Genomic DNA, 17,335 nt, shown 5'->3' on the forward strand with positions numbered 1-17,335 from the left:
CACCGACCATGAGCGAAACCCCTGTCGCCCGCGCCAGCCTTCCCATGCGGCGCGGTTGCGCCTAGGGGACCCCGACACCATCTAGGTTCACTTCATGCCCTTTTCCCATCTCCCCCCGCTTCTCGCCGAGGCGCTCACCGCGCGCGGCTATACCTCCCCCACCCCCGTCCAGGCGCAGGTCATCGAGCCCGAGGCTGCCGGGCGCGATCTCGTCGTCTCGGCGCAGACCGGCTCGGGCAAGACCGTTGCGTTCGGGCTCGCGATGGCGTCCGAACTGCTCGGCGAGCACGGCACGCCGCCCCCCGGCAAACCGCTCGCGCTGATCATCGCGCCGACCCGCGAACTCGCGCTTCAGGTCAGCCGCGAACTCGCGTGGCTTTACAGGGCCGCCAACGCACGCATCTCGACCTGCGTCGGGGGTATGGACGCCAGCAAGGAACGCCGCAGCCTCAGCCACGGCACCCATATCGTCGTCGGTACCCCCGGGCGGTTGCGTGATCACCTCGAACGCGGTGCGCTCGACCTGTCCGCGCTCAAGGTCGCGGTGCTCGACGAGGCCGACGAGATGCTCGACATGGGCTTCCGCGAGGATCTCGAACAGATTCTCGACGCCGCCCCCGAAGGCCGCCGCACGCTGATGTTTTCGGCGACGATGCCCAAGCCGATCGTCGCGCTCGCCAAGCGTTATCAACGCGATGCGCTGCGTATCTCGACCGTCGGCGAAGATCGTGGCCATGGCGACATCACCTATCTGGCGGTCACCGTCGCCCCCGCTGACATCGAGAATGCGGTCATCAACCTGCTCCGCTTCCACGAGGCGGAAACCGCGATGCTGTTCTGCGCGACCCGCGACAACGTCCGCCACCTTCACGCCAGCCTCGTCGAGCGTGGCTTCGACGCGGTCGCGCTGTCGGGCGAGCATAGCCAGAACGAACGCAACGCCGCGCTCCAGGCCTTGCGCGATCGCCGCGCCCGCGTCTGCGTCGCGACCGACGTTGCGGCGCGCGGCATCGATCTGCCGACGCTCAGTCTCGTCGTCCACGTCGAAATACCGCGCGATGCCGAAACACTCCAGCATCGTTCGGGCCGCACCGGGCGCGCGGGCAAGAAGGGGACCGCGGTCCTGATCGTGCCCTATCCGCGCCGCCGCCGTGTCGACATGATGCTCAAGCAGGCGAAGATCGCGTGCGAATGGATCAAGGCGCCCAGCGCCGACGACATCCGCGCGCAGGACCGCGAACGGCTGATCGAGACGCTGATGGCGCCGATCGAGGTCGATGACGAGGATCGCGCGCTCGCGACCCGCCTGATGGCCGAAAAAAGCCCCGAAGACATCGCCGCCGCGCTGGTCCACGCGCACCGCGCCAAGATGCCACAGGCGGAGGACATGCTCGATGGCGATTCGGCGCCGCCGTCGGACCGAACCCAGGGCCACCGCCCAGGCTTCGACGACGTGGTGTGGTTCCGGATGAACATCGGACGCCGCCAGAATGCCGACCCGCGCTGGGTGTTGCCGCTGATCTGTCGCCGCGGCCACGTCACCAAATCGGAAATCGGCGCGATCCGGATCGGCCCCAACGAAACCGCGTTCCAGGTGCCGCGCAGCGTCGCCAGCCGCTTCGCCGCAGCGATTCAGCGCACCGCACAGGGCAATGAAGAGGAAAGCGGCGTCGCCTTCGAACCGATGGCGAGCCCGCCGAACGATCAGGGTCCGCCGCGTGGTCCCCGTCCGCCGCGCGATAACGCCGCGCGTCCCCGCGGCGGTCCGCCGCCGGTCAAGCACGGCGCCCGGCCGCCGTACCGGGGCAAACCTAACCGGTCGGCGTGACCGGTCCCGTATCCGACGGCATCCGCATCCTCGTCGATGCGGATGCCTGTCCCGTAAAGGATGAAATCTACCAGGTGGCCTGGCGCCACGGGGTCGCGGTGACGATCGTCGCCAACAGCCACTTTCGCGTCCCCATCCACCCGCTGGTGTCGCGCGTCGTCGTCGATGACGGCTTCGACGCCGCCGACGACTGGATCGCCGCAGCCGCCGACGCCACCGCAATCGTGATCACCGCCGATATCCTGCTCGCCGACCGCGCGTTGAAGGCAGGGGCGACCGTACTCTCGCCGACCGGCAAGGCGTTCACGACCGCCTCGATCGGCGGCGCGATCGCGACCCGCGCGATCATGGCGGATCTGCGCGCGGGCGGCGACATCATCGGCGGCCCCGCGCCCTTCGCCAAGACCGACCGGTCGCGCTTCCTGTCCGCACTCGACACCGCGCTGGTCAGGCTGAAGCGTCGCTAGAGCGACCACCCCCTGAACCGTTCGCCCTAAGCTTGTCGAAGCCTGTCCTGAGCTTCGCCGAAGGGGGCCTGAGTCTCACCGTGCTTCGACACAAGCTCGGCACGAACGGATCGATGTGAAGCAGCCGATTACCGCTTCCCGCGAAAATCAGAGTTCGGCGAGCGCTTTCTCCACCCCGTCCATCGTGAACGGCTTCTGCAACCGCGGGCGGTCGTGAAAGCGGTCATCGATGCCGTCGCCATTGCCCCCGCTCGCGAACACGAAGGGGATGTTCCGCGCCGCCAGCGCCTCGGCGACCGCGGTGCTCTTCTCGCCGCCGCGCAGATGGACGTCGAGGATCGCGGCATCGACCTGCTCGACGTCGAGCGCCGCCAGCGCGGTCGCGACGCTGTCGACGGTCGCGACGGCGAGCTTGCCGAGCACGTCGAGGAAATCCTCGAGCATCATCGCGATCAACGGTTCGTCCTCGACGACTAGGACACGCTGGAGAGAGGTCATGCCGTGCGCCCTAGCCGGGATCGTTGCGCGTTGCCAACAACTTATGATGGGGCGAGCATGTCCCTCGCCGCGGCGGCGAGCTGCGCGACCGAAAAGGGTTTCGGCAGGAACGCGACCGCGTCGATGTCGATCGATTTGCGCAACTGTTCTTCGGCATAGCCCGACATGAAGATCACCGGCAGGTCGGGATAGGCCTTGCGCACCTGGCGCACCATCGTCGGGCCGTCCATCATCGGCATGACGACGTCGCTGATCAGCAAGTCGGGCCGCCCGCTGGTTTCGAGTAGTTCGAGCGCGGCCTCGCCGTTTTCGGCGGTCAGAACGGTATAGCCCTGCCGCGTCAGCGCGCGTTCGGCCACCGCGCGGACCATGTCCTCGTCCTCGACCAGCAGGATCGTGCCGGTCCCCCACATGTCCGCGGGCTTGGCAGCGTGGCGAGGCGGCGCGGCGATTCGTACCGCCGCGCCCGAGGCGTGGACCGGGAAATAGATCGAGAACGTAGCGCCCTGGTCCGGCCCAGGCCCGGGCTTGCTGTCGGCGAAGATCCAGCCGCCCGATTGCTTGACGATGCCATAGACCGTCGACAAACCGAGGCCCGTACCCTTCCCGACCTCCTTGGTGGTGAAGAAGGGTTCGAAGATTTTGGGCAAAATGTCGGCGGGGATGCCGGTGCCGGTGTCGCTGACGACCAGTGCGGTATAGTCCGCGATCGGCAGGATGTCGGATTTCATCGCGCGCACCTCGGCGGCGCTGACCGACTTGGTCTGGATCGTCAGGATACCGCCGCGGGTCGGGTGCGCCGACAGCATCGCGTCGCGCGCATTGACCGCGAGGTTGACGACGACCTGTTCCAACTGCCCCGGGTCGGCGCGGATCGCGCCGAGCGCGCGACCGTGGTTGACGTCGAGCTTCACCGTCTCGCCCATCAGCCGCTTCAGCAAGTTCGATACCTCGGCGACGACATCGGGGAGCTGGAGGATTTGCGGGCGCAGCGTCTGCTGGCGGCTAAACGCGAGCAGCTGGCGGGTCAGGCTGGCGGCGCGATTCGAATTGATCCGGATCTGCTGGATATCGTCGTAATCGCTGTCGCCGGGCGAGTGGCGCATCATCATCAGGTCGCAATGCCCCATGATCGCGGTCAGGATGTTATTGAAATCATGCGCGACGCCGCCCGCGAGCTGGCCGACCGCCTGCATCTTGGTCGCCTGCGCCACCTCGCGCTTGAGGCGACTTTCCTCCGAATTGTCCTTGAGGCTGAGCAGGACCGATGCGTCGCCCAGACCCCGCGCGCCCGCGATCGTCAACGCGACGGGCTCTTCGGGATGGCCCTTTAGCCGCACCGCCATGTCGGTCGAATGCGTCGCACCGCCTGCGAACCGCCGGATCGCATCGCCGACCGCGGCCTTGTCCTCGCGCACGACGAGGTCGCCCGGATACAGCGGCGGATTCGCGGGATCGACCGAGGCGGCGCGAACGAACGAATCGTTCATCTGCAGGAACCGCCCTTCGCGATCGACCAACGCCATCCCGAACGGCATCAGGCTGACCAGGCTGCGGACATGCGCCGATGCGCTCGCGCCGATCGCGGGGGCGGTGTCGGTATCGTCGAGCAGCGCGACCAGCACCGGCGAACGATCCCCCTGCACCAACGGCATCTGGACGACGCGGAGCGGCGAGCCATCGAGCCCTTCGCGCTCGAACCGCACCAGCCCGCGGCTGTCGGTGATGAGCAGCCGCGCGAAATCATGGCCCGCGATCGGTTCATCGCCGACCAGCGCGCGCGCCGCGAGCACGCGGTTGCCCGCGCGAATCCGCCCGTCGCTCTCGACCAGCGCGGCCATGACGCCGGCGCTGCCCAGCCGATCGCCCGCCTCACCCGCGATCAGCTCGGCGGTGGTCTCGGCGAGATCCTGCTCCGCGACCGCGGCGAAGCGCCACACCAGCATGTCGGCATCCTCGCCCGCGCGCGCGACCTCGGCAATCAACCGCGCGGTGCCGGTGGAAAGGCCGGTCACGCTCGCGGACCCGTCGCGCCACGCGGTCCGCCCCGCCTGGCCGAGCGCGCCGATGCCCGCGTCCGACAGCGGCAGCCCGGGGGGCGTCGGAAACCCCGCGAACATCGCCTCATAGGCGTCGTTGGCGCAGACCAGCCGGCCCGCGCGGTCGGTCACCGCGACCGCATCCGCGCTGGCCTCCGCGATCGCGCGGGTAAAATCCCAGTCGATCTCGCGGTCCACGGGCTTGGGTTGCGGCGCGAGCGTCCGCCACGCGATGATCACCCCGCCGATTACGAGTCCCGCGGCGAGAAAGCTGGTGGCGAACACCAGGTTCCTGGCGACCAGCAGCACGAGCAGCGCGGCGACGAGGCTCGCCCCGCCAGCGGCCAGCGCCGCGACGCGGGTCGGGGTGAGCGACGATGGTAAGGGGTGCGAGGCCATGGCGTGTCTTCACGCCACGGAACGGGGGGCGTCAAGCGGTCATGATGACCCGCTGGTGATTGCCCTCACCCTTCTGCAGCTGCGCTGCTCCCTCCCTCTGCTGCCGGGCGAGAGAAGGGGCCCGCTGCCGAAGGCAGGGGGAAGGGTGAGGGCGACCCCTACCCTACCAGATCCGAACGCGCTGAGCGGGTGCCAGGACCAGCTTGCCGTCCGCCTTGGGCTTGAACGCCGCATACCAGGGATCGAGGTTGCGGACGACCCAGGTGCGCTGCTGCGACGGGCTGTGCGGATCGGTCAGCAGCCGCTGCTTGAGATTGGCCTCGCGATAATTGCGCCGCCACACCTGCGCCCAGCCGAGATAGAAGCGCTGGTCGCCGGTGAACCCGTCGATCACCGGCGCGAGCTTGCCATTGAGCGATTTCTTATAGGCATCGTATGCCACCGACAGCCCGGCGAGATCGGCGGAATTTTCGCCGAGCGTCAGCGCGCCCTTGACGTGCATCCCAGGCAGCGGCTCGTACGCGTCATATTCGGCGACCAGTTTCTGCTCGCGCGCGTTGAAGTTCTTCACGTCCTGCGGGGTCCACCAATCGGCAAGCTGGCCGTGCGCATCGAACTTCGCGCCCTGGTCGTCGAAATGATGCGACAGCTCGTGGCCGATTACCGCGCCGATCCCGCCATAGTTGATCGCCGGGTCCGCCTTCGGATCGAAGAACGGCGGCTGGAGGATAGCGGCGGGGAACACGATCTCGACCATGCCGAAATTGGCATAGGCATTGATCGTCATCGGGGTCATGCCCCATTCCCAGCGCTGCAGCGGCTTGCCGAGATGCGCGATATTATACGCATGCCGCCACTGCGACGCGCGCAGCTCGTTGCCGAACGCATCGCCCGCGACGATATTCAGGTTCGAATAATCGCGCCAGCGGGTCGGATAGCCGATCTTAGGGGTGAACGCCGCGAGCTTCGCGTGCGCCTTCACCTTGGTCTCGGGCGCCATCCAGTCGAGCTTGTCGATCCGCGCGCCCATCGCGGCGATCACGTTCTTGACGAGCTGGTCCGCCGCCGCCTTCGTCTCGGGCGGGAAATATTGCGCGACGTAGATCTTGCTGACCTCGTCGGAGACCGCTCCCGACGTGAATCCCACCGCGCGCTTCCAGCGATCCTCCTGCTTGGGCGTGCCCGACAGCGTCGTGCCGTAAAAGGCGAACCGCTCGTTATCGAACGCGGTCGGCAGCACGTCGGCGAAATTGTCGAGGCTGCGGATCATCAGTTGATCCTGGAGGACCTGGATCGGCGCGTCGCCGATCAGCTTGGCGATCCCGGTGATCGCGCTCGGCTGGCCGACGATCACGCTATCGACCGGGGTGCCGATGTCCTTGAGGTAGGTGACGAAATCGAACCCCGGCGCGGCCTGGACGAGATCGGCGACCGCGGTCTTGTTATAGGTCTTGGTCGCGTCGCGGCTGTCGATCCGGGTCCAGCTGACCTGCGCGATCTGGGTCTCGAAATCGACCACCGCCTTGGCGCGCGCCTCGGCATCGGGTTCGCCCGCCAGCGTAAACATCTTGGCGATATGCGCCTGGTACGCCGCCTTTTCCTTGGCGTTCTTGGCGTCGAGATAATAGTCGCGATCGGGCATCCCGAGCCCCGATTGGCGCAGCCCGACCGCATAGATTTCGGGCTGTTTGGCGTCCTGGCCGACCCCGGTGCCGAAGGGCACGCCGACGCCGTTGCGATCCGCTTCAGCGACGATCGCAGCATAATTCGCCTTGGTCGCGCCCTTGATCGTCGCGAGCCAGGGCTTGATCGGATCGAGGCCCTTCGCGTCGATCGTCTTGGTGTCGAGATAGGTGGTGTACGCGGTGCCGATCTTGGTCCCGGTCGCCTGCTCCAGGATTTTGCGGGTCCGGTCGCGCGACAGATCGGCGAGCACGTCGAACGCGCCATAGCTCGATTTGTCCGCGGGGATCGCGGTATCCTTCGCCCAGGTGCCGTTGGTATAGCCGTAGAAATCGTCACCCGGCGCGACGGTTTTTTCCATACCCGCTTCGTCGAATCCCCATTTGCCGATCTGCGGCCCCGCCGCGGCGACGGGTTTGACCGGCCCGACCGCGACTTTCGCCGGTTTGGCGGTATTACTCGGTGCCAGTCGGCTCTGGGCGTGGACGATCCCGGCGGTGGCGGTGGCGGCCAGCAGGGTGGCGATGACGATGCGCTTCATGAGCGGCTCTCCTAAACGACAAGAAAAGAGCCGCCCGTCGTGATGACGGGCGGCTCGGGAAGCGATGTTACCAGATTTTGATGCGATCGGCGGGGGCGAGATAATAGGACTCGCCCGGCTTCACGTCGAACGCCTTGTACCAGGCGTCGAGGTTGCGGACGACATAGCCGCGATACTGGCCCGGGGTGTGCGGATCGGTCGTGATCTGTTGGCGGATCGCGGCCTCGCGGCTCTTGGTCTGCCAGATCTGCCCGAAGCCCAGGAAGAAGCGCTGGTCGCCGGTGAAACCGTCGATCACCGGCGGGGTCTTGCCCTTGAGCGAGATATGATAGGCGTCGAGCGCGACGTTGACGCCCGCCAGATCGGCCATGTTCTCACCCAGCGTCAGCTCGCCGTTGACGTGGCCGCCCGGGATCGGTTCGTACGCGGCATATTGCTTGACGACCTTGTCGGTCAGCCCGGTGAAGCTGGTCACGTCCTGCGGCTGCCACCAATCCGAGAAATTGCCCTTGGGGTCGAACTTGCGGCCCTGGTCGTCGAAATGGTGCGACAGTTCATGCCCGATCACCGCACCGATGCCGCCATAATTGACCGCGGGATCGGCGTTGGGATCGAAGAACGGCGGCTGGAGGATCGCGGCGGGGAAGACGACCTCGTTCATCACCGGGTTCGCATAAGCGTTGACGGTCTGCGGGGTCATGAACCATTCGCTGCGATCGACCGGCTTGCCGATCTTGGCGAGCTGGCGATTATATTCGAACATCCCGGCACGATCCGCATTGCCCAGCACGTCGCCCTTGACGACGGTCAGCGCGCTATAGTCGCGAAACTTGTCGGGATAGCCGATCTTGGGGGTGAAGGCGGCGAGCTTGGCGCGTGCCTTTTCCTTGGTCTCGGGGGCCATCCACGTCAGCTTCTGGAGCCGGATATCCATCGCCGCGATCAGGTTGTGGACGAGCTCGTCGGCCTTGGCCTTCGCCTCGGGCGGGAAATATTTCTGGACATAGACCTGACCGACCGCCTCGCCGAGGCTGGCGTTGACCAGGCTGACGCCGCGCTTCCAGCGGTCGCGCAACTGCGGCGTGCCCGACAGCGCGGTGCCATAGAAGGCGAACTGGGTATCGACGAACGGCGCCGAGAGCAGCGGCGCCTTCGCACTGATGGTGTGAAAGGCGAGATATTCGCGCCACGTCGCCATTGGCGTCGCCGCGGCGATCTTGGCGATTCCGGTCAGCGCCGACGGCTGCGCGACGATCACCTGTGGCTGGCCGCCGAGCCGCTGTTCGGCGAGCAACGCCGGCCAATCGAACCCGGGCATCTTGGCGGCAAGGTCGCCGGTCGCCATCGGGTTGTAGGATTTTTCAACCTGGCGCTGTTCGGCGCGCGTCCACTGGACCTGCGCGATCTGCTTTTCGAGGTCGTAGATGCGCTGCGCCGAGCCTTGCGGATCGGGCTGCCCCGCCATCGTCATCATCTTGGCGATGTAGGCGACGTATTTGGTGCGGGCTTCCTCGAACTTGGGATTGTCGACGAGGTAGTAATCGCGATCGGGCAGGCCGAGCCCACCCTGTCCGACATAAACGGTGTAGACTGTATTGTCCTTGAGATCCTGCTGGACCGCGGCACCGATCGGCATGTCGATGCCCGCGATCGTGCCGTCGGCGAACGCCTTGGCGAGATCGGCCTGGGTCTTCACCGCGGCGACCTTGGCGAGATACGGTGCGAGCGGCTTGGCACCCGCGGCGTCGATCGCGGCGGCATCCATGAAGCTGGCGTAGGTGACGCCGATCTTGTCGTTGATGCTGCCCGGCGCGTTCTGCTGGCTCGCGGCACCCTCGATCACCGCGCGGGTGCGGGTGTCGGACAGGTCGCGCAGGATCGCGAATCCGCCCCAGCTCGATTTATCGGCGGGGATTTCGGTGCGCGCGTCCCACTTGCCGTTGATATACTGGTAGAAATCGTTGCCCGGCTTGACCGAGGTGTCCATCGCGGACAGGTCGACCCCGAAATCGCCGAGCTGCGGCTTGCCAGAGGTCGCATCGACCGGCGCGGTCGCGGCGGGTTTGGTCGCGGTTTGGGCGTACACCGCGCCCGAAGCGGCGGTGGCGAGCAACAGGGCGGCGATAAACGATTTGCGCATCGATGATCCTTGGGAAGAGAGTCGGATGCGCGTGTTGTACTCAACTGATACGCTGCGTCAAATCTCCATATTGCTGTGGCGGTTACGCCATTTGTGCGCGATCCGGAGCCGCCAACCCCAGCTCGAGACGGCATAACCCAGCGCCGAGAGCACCACTGCCAGCACCAGCAGCCCGACGATCGTCGCCGGCCCACCCTGCGCGACCAGCCAATGGAGCCAGCCCTGATTGGCGACGACGTTGCTCGCGATCGGCGTTCCCGGCAGCACGCGATCGACCCGCAGCAGCCAATGACCGATCTGGTACGCCCCCGCCATCAGCGGCACGAAGGTGATCGGATTGTTGACCAGCGTCACCCCGACCGCGGTCGGCACGTTGGCACGGAAGGGCAGCGCAAGGCCTGCGGCGATCGCCATATGCGCGAACGGAAACAATATGCCGCTGAAGATGCCGAGCGCCACGCCGCGCGGCACCGATCGCCGATTGAACCGCCATAGCGAGGGTACGAGGATCCGGTGCGCGACCGGGCGGAGCAGCCGGTTGCGCTCGATCGATTCGCGGGTCGGAATCGCGCGCCGCACCCAGGCCGGCAGACCCCGCCACAGGTCGGGCCGGGCGCGCGTCGCCATCAACCCCGGTCGCGCATGATGCGCGCGGCGTCGCGCTTCCACTCGCGCTCCTTGATCGCCTCGCGCTTGTCGTGATCCTTGCGCCCCTTGGCCAACGCCAGTTCCACCTTCGCGCGCCCCTGCGAATTGAAATAGACCGACAACGGCACCAGCGTCATCCCCTGCCGCGCCACCGCGCCGTGGAGCTTGTTGATCTCGCGCTCGTGGAGCAGCAATTTGCGCGGGCGCTTGGCCTCGTGGTTGAAGCGGTTGCCGTGGCTGAATTCGGGGATGTTCGAATTGACCAGCCAGACCTGCTCGTCACGCACCTCGGCATAGCTTTCCGCGATCGATCCTTCGCCGAAGCGCAGGCTCTTCACCTCGGTGCCGACCAGCGCGATCCCCGCTTCGTAGACGGTGTCGATCGAATATTCGAACCGCGCGCGGCGATTCTCGGCGACGATCTTCTTCTTGTCGAAGGCGAGTGGTTTGGGACGCGACATGAACGCGGCGATGTAGGCGTTCCGGGCGGCGAGCGGAAGGGCGGTTAGACGAGCAGCAGCAACGGCGGCAGGACGATGCCGATTGCGAGCATGATCATCGACATCCGCCGCGTCGTGCGGTTCGCCAGGGCAATTGCGATGCCGAGTGCGGCCGACGCGATCAGCCCCGCCGACAACAGCAGCACGAATGCCTTGAGCGGGATCGGCGATGGCCCCTTGGCGACCGGGGCTTCACGGGGGCGATCGGGGCTAGCCGCCGCCGCGGGCGCGGCAGGACGCGGCTTGCGGGGACGCGACAGCGTCTGTTTCTTGTGGATGTTCGCGATCGCGGTGATCCAGCCGGGGGGTGCGGGGTCGTCCTGCCACCCGATCGTCTGGATCGCGCCGCTGAACGCGAAGAAGATGATCGCGGGCGCCAGCAACATCCCGATATACAGGTGGTAGCGGCGCAGTTGCTGCATCGTCTTGGCGCGCATCTAGATCAATCCTGCGTGGGTCAGCGCGGCATCGACGACCCGGCAAGCCGCCTCGTTCGCGGGGGTCATCGGCAGCCGCAACCCGGCGGGAAAGCCGGGGCGGACGCGGGTCATCGCGTATTTGACCGGGCCGGGCGAGGCATCGGCGAACATCGCGTCGTGGAGCGGGTAAAGCCGATCGTGGAGGGTGAGCGCAGCGGCATAATCTCCCGAAGCGCACGCCGCCTGGAACTCGGCGCACAGCCGGGGCGCGACATTGGCGCTGACCGAGATGCACCCGGTGCCCCCCATCGCGTTGAACGCGAGCGCGAGGTCGTCGTTGCCCGACAGCTGGACGAACCCCGCCCCGCACCCGCTGCGCTGCTGCGACACCCGCGCGAGCGCGCCGCTGGCATCCTTCACCGCGATGAACACGTCGGGAAACGTCGTCACGATCCGCGCCATCGTCGCGGGCAGGATGTCGGTCACCGTCCGCCCCGGCACGTTGTAGAGCACGATCGGCAGCGGCGCGTCGGTCGCCAGCGCCGCGAAATGCTGGAAGATGCCCTCCTGGCTCGGGCGGTTGTAATAGGGGGGGACCATCAGCGCGGCGTCGGCACCGGCATCTTTGGCGCGGCGCAGGTTGTCCGCGGCGACGCGGGTGTCGTTCGACCCCGCCCCCGCCAGGATCGGCACGCGCCCCGCGGCCTGATCCACGCAGACCGCGACGATCCCGAAATGCTCCTCGGCGGTAAGCGTCGCGGCCTCGCCGGTAGTGCCGCAGGGGACGAGTCCTGCCGATCCCTGGTCGATCTGCCAGTCGATCAGCGCGCGATACGCGGCCTCGTCGAACGCGCCGTCGTCACCGAACGGTGTTACAAGCGCGGGGATCGAACCGGAAAACATGGTATGGCGTGCTCCTGCCGCGACGAGAAATCTGATTTTGTTCAGGACAGATACGGGTTGAATCCGTATCCTGTCCACATGCACGCATCATCCTTCCGCACCGTCGTCCTCGTTTCCCTCCTCGCGGGTGCCGCGACCACGATGGTCGGGCAGGATCAGCTCGACAAATACCGCACCCAGATGGCGAACATGGGCCCGCAGACGCCTGCTACGCCCGCGGATGGACGGATCGCGGCGACGATCGCGCAATGGCGGTCGCTCCAGCAGACCGATGCGCTGCCGTTCGACAGCTATGCCTCGTTCCTGATGAACCATCCCGGCTGGCCCGGCGAAACTGGCCGCCGCCGCGCCGCCGAACGCCAGGCGGGCAGCGCCTCGCCCGCCAGCGTCGTCGGGTTCTTCGCCAGATTCCCCCCGACGACCACCTCAGGCACGGTCGCGCAGGCACGCGCGCTCGCTGCGATGGGGCGCACCGCACAAGCCAACGACGCGGCGCGTACCGCCTGGCGGATGGGATCGCTCGCCTCTGCCGACGAGGCCGCGATCCTCGGCCAGTTCGGATCGACACTCACCCCCGCCGATCACGACGCGCGGATGGACGCGTTGCTGTGGCAGGGTTCGACCTCCACCGCGGCGCGCCAACTCGCCTATGTCAGCGCGGCCAAGCGTCCGGTGTTCGAAGCGCGGCTGGCGCTCCGGACCAACGCGCCCAATGCCGCCGACGTCGCGATGAACGGCCAGACGATCTATGGCGGCGATGCGGGCTATATCGCCGATCGCGCCGTGTGGCTGCGCAATTCGGGCGCGAGCCCCAGCGCGCGGACGTGGCTCGCGCAATCGCGCACGCTGTCGGCGCGCCCCGGCGATGCGGGCGAGTATCTCGATGTCCTCTATACCAACGCGCGTGGTGCCGATAACGACGGCCAGTATCAGACCGCCTACGACATCGCGCGCCAGATCGCCGACGTCTATCCCGCGGGGACCGACGTCGCGGCGCAAAGCTACAAGGAGCGTGACGAATACACCAACCTCGCCTGGCTCGGCGGGCAGGTCGCGCTGAAACACCTCGGTCGCCCCGCGGACGCGATGGTGTTGTTCGACCGCTACGGCAAGGGATCGAACTCGCCGACCGTGACCTCGAAGGGGCTGTACTGGGCGGGGCGCGCCGCGCAGGCGGCGGGCAAGACGCTCGAGGCCACTCAATTCTACACCGCCGCCGCGGGCTATCGCGATCAATTCTACGGCCAGCTCGCGACCGAACGGCTCGGACGCCCCTATTCGGCGCCCCCCGCGATCGGCAATCCGGCGATCGATCCCGCGGTGCGCGCGGCGTTCGCGTCGCGTGAGGTCGTCAGCGCCGCCAAATTCCTGGGGCAGATCGGCGACTGGCAGGACCAGACCGCGTTCATCAAGCAGATCGCGAGCGACGCGACGACCGAGAACGATCATGTCCTCGCCGCCGAACTCGCCAAGCAGCTCGATCGCCCTGACCTCGGCGTGATGGTCGGGCGCAGTGCGATAAGCAACGGGCTCAGCGACTATACCGCGGCGGGCTTCCCGACCGTGTCGGTCCCTGCGGGCTATGAGGATAACTGGACGCTGATCCACGCGATCTCGCGCCAGGAAAGCCAGTTCGACAAGACTGCGGTCAGCCATGCCGGCGCGCGCGGGCTGATGCAGCTGATGCCCGGCACCGCGCGCGAGCAATCGGGCAAGATCGGGATTTCGTACAACGCCGCGGCGCTGACCACCGACCCCAATCTGTCGATCATGCTGGGATCGAGCTATTTCGCGCGGATGTACGCCAATTACGGCAGCTATCCGATGGCAGTCGCGGCGTATAACGCGGGACCGGGCAACGTGAACAAATGGGTCCGCGCCAACGGCGATCCGCGCACCCCGGGGGTGGACGTGGTCGACTGGATCGAGGCGATTCCGATCTACGAAACCAAGAATTACGTCCAGCGCGTGCTCGAAAATGCGGTGGTGTACGATCTGATGAACCCTGCGCGATCGAAGAGCCGCGGCAACAACCGGCTGAGCTGGTATCTGGGAAAGAACAGCGCGGGGTGAGGTTGCACACACCGCTTGTTCCCCCGCACAGGCGGGGGTCCAGAGTTTCGAACGATGGCGCTGCTTGGCACCGGCCCCCCGCCTCCGCGGGGAAACGGGTAACCGAGTTGTCGTAACAAAAATGGACCGCCCCAATTACATCACCCCCGCGGGCTACGCCGCACTCCGCCGCGAGTACGACACTCTTTTCGCGACCGAACGCCCCGCGCTGATCGAAACGATCGCCTGGGCCGCAGGCAACGGCGATCGGTCCGAAAACGGCGATTATATCTATGGCCGCAAACGCCTGCGCGAGATCGACCGGCGGCTGGGCTGGCTCTCGAAACGGATGAAGGCGGCCAAAGTCGTCGATCCCGCCGCGCAGGCCGATCGCACCCGCATCTGGTTCGGCGCGATCGTCACTGTGGCGGATGACGACGACCACGAACGCGTGCTGACGCTGGTCGGCGACGACGAAACCGATACCAGCGCGGGCCGGGTCGGCTGGAATTCGCCGTTTGCACGGGCGCTGCGCGGGGCCGCGGTCGGCGATCTGCGGCGCGTGACGCTGCCCGCGGGCGAGCGCGGCTATGCAGTCGTCGGGATCGATTATCCGCGCGGCGACGGTTGACGCGTCGCGCATTCGCTACGAGTGAACCGTCATGAACAACGACACCCACGCCCGCAACATCGCGCTGTTGATCGACGGCGACAACGCCTCGTGGCACGCGATCGACCCCGTCCTGACCGTCCTCGCCGAACTCGGCAGCGTCAACGTGCGCCGGGTCTATGGCAACTGGAGCAAGCCGGGGCTCAAGGGCTGGGAGGACATGACCTCGAAGCACGGCATCGAGCCGCAGCAGCAGTTCGACCTCACCAAGGGCAAGAACGCGACCGACATGAAGATGACGATCGACGCGATGGACCTGCTCGCGCGCGGCCGCATCGACGGCTTCGGGATCATGTCGTCGGACAGCGATTTCATGCCGCTCGCGACCCGGATCCGTCAGGACGGCCTGCCGGTCTATGGTTTCGGCGGCACCAAGACCCCCGAAGCGTTCAAGCGCGTGTGCACCCGCTTCATCGACGTCGACGCGCTGCTTAAGGAAAAGCGTGCGCCCGCCAAGCCGACGGTCGAAGTGCCGATCGACGAGGCCCTCCCCGCGCCAATCGGGACGACCTCCCCCGCCCGCGCCGCGGCCACCAGCAAGGACGCGACCGCGGTCGACGACGAAGTCGTGAAGCTGTTGATCGACGCCTATGATTCGGTGAAGCGCGATGAACGCGGCTATGTCAGCGTGTCGGAAATGGGCCAGCTCGCCGGCAACCGATCGAGCTTCGATGCGCGCAACTATGGCTATCGGCGGCTCGGCGATCTGATCCAGGCGGTCCCCAATTTCCAGACCGAACGCCGCGACGATGGCCGACTGTTCGTCAAGCGGGTGCGGTGACCTCGCGTTGGGGCGCGAATCACACGATCCGTTCGCCCTGAGCCTGTCGAAGGGCCTTAGACTCACCGTGCTTCGACAAGCTCAGCACGAACGGTGAGGGCCAGATCATGCTGACCTTATCATGCTTCACCCGCGCGGATCGGGGAAGCGCAGCACCGCCCTCGCCCCGCCGTCCGCATCCTCGAAACTCATCGCGCCTTTCAACTGGCGTGACAGGCTGGCGATCATCCGCATACCCAGGCTGTCGCGCGACGCGCTGGCGATGTCGAACCCCGCGGGCATGCCCGGACCGCGATCGTCCACCGTCAATACGAATTCGTCCGCCTCGATTCCCAGCGCGACCGCGATCCCGCCGTCGGCATATTTGATCGCGTTGGTCACCAGTTCAGTGACGACCAACCCGATCGGGATCGCGATGTCCGCGCTGATCTCGATCGCGAGTATGATACAGGGGATATCGACCTCGGCCTGTTCGGCGAGGCCTTCCACGATCCCGCAGACCAGTTCGTCGAGCGCGACCACGCCGACCCGATCGCCGCGCCACAGCCGATCGTGCGCTAGCGCAATCGCCGCGATCCGGGCCTGCGCATCGCCGAGCATTCGCGTGATCCGCGGGTCGTCATCCTCGTGCATCTGCAGGTTGAGCATCGCCGAGACCATCGCGAGGCTGTTCTTGACGCGATGGCTCGCCTCGCGGGTCAGCAATTCCTGATGCTCGATCGCCGCAGCCAGACGCGCCTCGGCGCCTTGACGCTCGATCGCCACGCCGATCAAATTGGCGAACCCCTGCATGAACGCGATGTCGGCGGTCTCGAACTGGCCCTCGTCAGAGCTGTCGACCTCGAGCACGCCATATTTCTCGCCAGACGCCTCGACCACCACGTTGATCGCACGGCGGATCCCCGCCTCGGCCATGAAAGTCGGGGTACGGAAGCGTTCCTCGTTTTCGAGATGGTTCGAGATCACCGGCTCACCGGTCTTGAACGCGAATCCAGCCGGCGAACCCAGATCCGCGGGTATCGTGACGCCGCCCACCACGCCTTCGGGCCAACCGACCCCGGCGCGCACGAGCAACGCGTCGCGATCGGGGCAGCGTTCCAGGAACTTGGCGTAGCGCGCGGTCATCCCCTCGGCGCATAATTCCGCGGCGCGCTGGAGCATCGGCCCCAGTTCGCGCGCGCGCAGCGCCTCGATGCCGAAATCGGACAACACCGATTGTTGGCGGAGCCGATAGCGTAGCTCGCTTGCGCTGGGATGCGCATCGGCTCCGGGAGAGTCTTCTACCACGGCCACTGTCACCAATCCATTCATACGATTACGTCAGCGGGCAGCTTGGGTAGCACACCCGCATGTGATAGAGTTTTACCCATGACCGAGATGGTTCCTCTTACCACCGTCCCGTTGCCGGTAAAGCTTCGCGTGGAGGACTATCTGCTCCTCGACGAATCGGGCGTGAGCTGCTGCCGGTCCGATGGACACGAGGTTAAGCTACGTGTGCTTGCCGCTCGAAGTCGATGGGGCTGAGATAACCCAAAGGTCGAGGGCCTGCGTGTCGGGTTGTAGAAGCGCTCGATATAATCGAACACGTCGGCTTTCGCGTGATTGCGCATTCGATATGTCTTCCGGCCGATCCGTTCGGTCTTCATCGACGAGAAGAAGCTCTCCATCGCCGCGTTGTCCCAGACGTTGCCCGACCGGCTCATCGAGCAGATAACGCCATTATCGGCCATCAGTCGCTGGAACTGCTCGCTCGTATATTGGGCGGAC

14 protein-coding genes and 1 pseudogene are annotated in these 17,335 nt (G+C 66.4%); 5 read left to right on the forward strand and 10 right to left on the reverse strand.

Annotation, left to right across the window (positions count from 1 at the left end):
• The first annotated feature begins 94 nt into the window (after positions 1-94).
• Both EAH84_RS04500 and EAH84_RS04505 read left to right on the forward strand, forming a co-directional pair.
• Positions 95-1,828 (forward strand): DEAD/DEAH box helicase, encoded by a 1,734-nt coding sequence (locus EAH84_RS04500; protein WP_140868285.1) that lies wholly within the window; start codon positions 95-97, stop codon positions 1,826-1,828.
• A gap of 20 nt (positions 1,829-1,848) precedes the next feature.
• Positions 1,849-2,295 carry a YaiI/YqxD family protein gene (locus EAH84_RS04505; protein WP_140868517.1) on the forward strand — a complete coding sequence of 149 codons (447 nt, stop codon included), beginning with the start codon at positions 1,849-1,851 and terminating at the stop codon, positions 2,293-2,295.
• 147 nt (positions 2,296-2,442) lie between these two features.
• Here EAH84_RS04505 and EAH84_RS04510 read toward each other — a convergent pair whose 3' ends face one another.
• The 8 genes from EAH84_RS04510 to dapA all read right to left on the reverse strand — a co-directional run bounded on the left by EAH84_RS04510 (position 2,443) and on the right by dapA (position 12,065).
• Entirely contained in the window at positions 2,443-2,793 is a 351-nt protein-coding gene (locus EAH84_RS04510; protein WP_140868287.1) for a response regulator, read from the reverse strand.
• A gap of 41 nt (positions 2,794-2,834) precedes the next feature.
• Positions 2,835-5,231 carry a response regulator gene (locus tag EAH84_RS04515; protein ID WP_140868290.1) on the reverse strand — a complete coding sequence of 799 codons (2,397 nt, stop codon included), beginning with the start codon at positions 5,229-5,231 and terminating at the stop codon, positions 2,835-2,837.
• 163 nt (positions 5,232-5,394) lie between these two features.
• Positions 5,395-7,455, reverse strand: coding sequence for a M13 family metallopeptidase (locus tag EAH84_RS04520; protein ID WP_140868293.1), 2,061 nt, complete (start codon positions 7,453-7,455; stop codon positions 5,395-5,397).
• Positions 7,456-7,522: 67 nt separating this feature from the next.
• Complete coding sequence (locus EAH84_RS04525; protein WP_140868296.1) at positions 7,523-9,595, reverse strand: M13 family metallopeptidase; 2,073 nt, start codon at positions 9,593-9,595, stop codon at positions 7,523-7,525.
• 57 nt (positions 9,596-9,652) lie between these two features.
• A complete protein-coding gene (locus EAH84_RS04530; protein ID WP_140868299.1) occupies positions 9,653-10,222 on the reverse strand; it encodes a DUF2062 domain-containing protein in 570 nt (189 codons plus the stop codon).
• Positions 10,222-10,704, reverse strand: a complete 483-nt coding sequence (smpB, locus tag EAH84_RS04535) for an SsrA-binding protein SmpB (protein ID WP_140868302.1) — start codon at positions 10,702-10,704, stop codon at positions 10,222-10,224. The genes EAH84_RS04530 and smpB overlap by 1 nt, the downstream gene beginning before the upstream one ends.
• Before the next feature lie 44 nt (positions 10,705-10,748).
• Positions 10,749-11,180, reverse strand: coding sequence for a hypothetical protein (locus tag EAH84_RS04540; RefSeq protein ID WP_140868305.1), 432 nt, complete (start codon positions 11,178-11,180; stop codon positions 10,749-10,751).
• Entirely contained in the window at positions 11,181-12,065 is an 885-nt protein-coding gene (gene dapA, locus EAH84_RS04545) for a 4-hydroxy-tetrahydrodipicolinate synthase (protein ID WP_140868308.1), read from the reverse strand.
• Between the two features lie 78 nt (positions 12,066-12,143).
• Between dapA and EAH84_RS04550 the strand changes: the two genes are divergently transcribed.
• From EAH84_RS04550 to EAH84_RS04560, 3 genes are all read left to right on the forward strand, one after another.
• Positions 12,144-14,138 (forward strand): lytic transglycosylase domain-containing protein, encoded by a 1,995-nt coding sequence (locus EAH84_RS04550; RefSeq protein WP_140868311.1) that lies wholly within the window; start codon positions 12,144-12,146, stop codon positions 14,136-14,138.
• 121 nt (positions 14,139-14,259) lie between these two features.
• Complete coding sequence (locus EAH84_RS04555) at positions 14,260-14,748, forward strand: GreA/GreB family elongation factor (protein WP_140868314.1); 489 nt, start codon at positions 14,260-14,262, stop codon at positions 14,746-14,748.
• A gap of 31 nt (positions 14,749-14,779) precedes the next feature.
• Positions 14,780-15,568, forward strand: a complete 789-nt coding sequence (locus EAH84_RS04560; RefSeq protein ID WP_140868317.1) for an NYN domain-containing protein — start codon at positions 14,780-14,782, stop codon at positions 15,566-15,568.
• 126 nt (positions 15,569-15,694) lie between these two features.
• On the opposite strand, the gene EAH84_RS04565 is transcribed toward EAH84_RS04560, so the two are convergent.
• Positions 15,695-16,861, reverse strand: a complete 1,167-nt coding sequence (locus tag EAH84_RS04565) for a sensor histidine kinase (RefSeq protein WP_241656456.1) — start codon at positions 16,859-16,861, stop codon at positions 15,695-15,697.
• Between the two features lie 190 nt (positions 16,862-17,051).
• A pseudogene (locus tag EAH84_RS04575) lies at positions 17,052-17,331 on the reverse strand (IS3 family transposase); the annotation flags it as partial.
• Positions 17,332-17,335 lie beyond the last annotated feature (4 nt).

The sequence above is a fragment of the Sphingomonas oligophenolica genome (assembly GCF_006438955.1).
In the GTDB taxonomy this organism is placed as follows: domain Bacteria; phylum Pseudomonadota; class Alphaproteobacteria; order Sphingomonadales; family Sphingomonadaceae; genus Sphingomonas; species Sphingomonas oligophenolica_A.

Coding starts and splice junctions, on each gene's coding strand:
- smpB (WP_140868302.1), bottom strand. CDS start 10,704: ATGTCGCGTCCCAAACCACTCGCCTTCGACAAGAAGAAGATCGTCGCC.
- EAH84_RS04500 (WP_140868285.1), top strand. CDS start 95: ATGCCCTTTTCCCATCTCCCCCCGCTTCTCGCCGAGGCGCTCACCGCG.
- EAH84_RS04530 (WP_140868299.1), bottom strand. CDS start 10,222: ATGGCGACGCGCGCCCGGCCCGACCTGTGGCGGGGTCTGCCGGCCTGG.
- EAH84_RS04515 (WP_140868290.1), bottom strand. CDS start 5,231: ATGGCCTCGCACCCCTTACCATCGTCGCTCACCCCGACCCGCGTCGCG.
- dapA (WP_140868308.1), bottom strand. CDS start 12,065: ATGTTTTCCGGTTCGATCCCCGCGCTTGTAACACCGTTCGGTGACGAC.
- EAH84_RS04520 (WP_140868293.1), bottom strand. CDS start 7,455: ATGAAGCGCATCGTCATCGCCACCCTGCTGGCCGCCACCGCCACCGCC.
- EAH84_RS04555 (WP_140868314.1), top strand. CDS start 14,260: ATGGACCGCCCCAATTACATCACCCCCGCGGGCTACGCCGCACTCCGC.
- EAH84_RS04550 (WP_140868311.1), top strand. CDS start 12,144: ATGCACGCATCATCCTTCCGCACCGTCGTCCTCGTTTCCCTCCTCGCG.
- EAH84_RS04510 (WP_140868287.1), bottom strand. CDS start 2,793: ATGACCTCTCTCCAGCGTGTCCTAGTCGTCGAGGACGAACCGTTGATC.
- EAH84_RS04560 (WP_140868317.1), top strand. CDS start 14,780: ATGAACAACGACACCCACGCCCGCAACATCGCGCTGTTGATCGACGGC.
- EAH84_RS04540 (WP_140868305.1), bottom strand. CDS start 11,180: ATGCGCGCCAAGACGATGCAGCAACTGCGCCGCTACCACCTGTATATC.
- EAH84_RS04525 (WP_140868296.1), bottom strand. CDS start 9,595: ATGCGCAAATCGTTTATCGCCGCCCTGTTGCTCGCCACCGCCGCTTCG.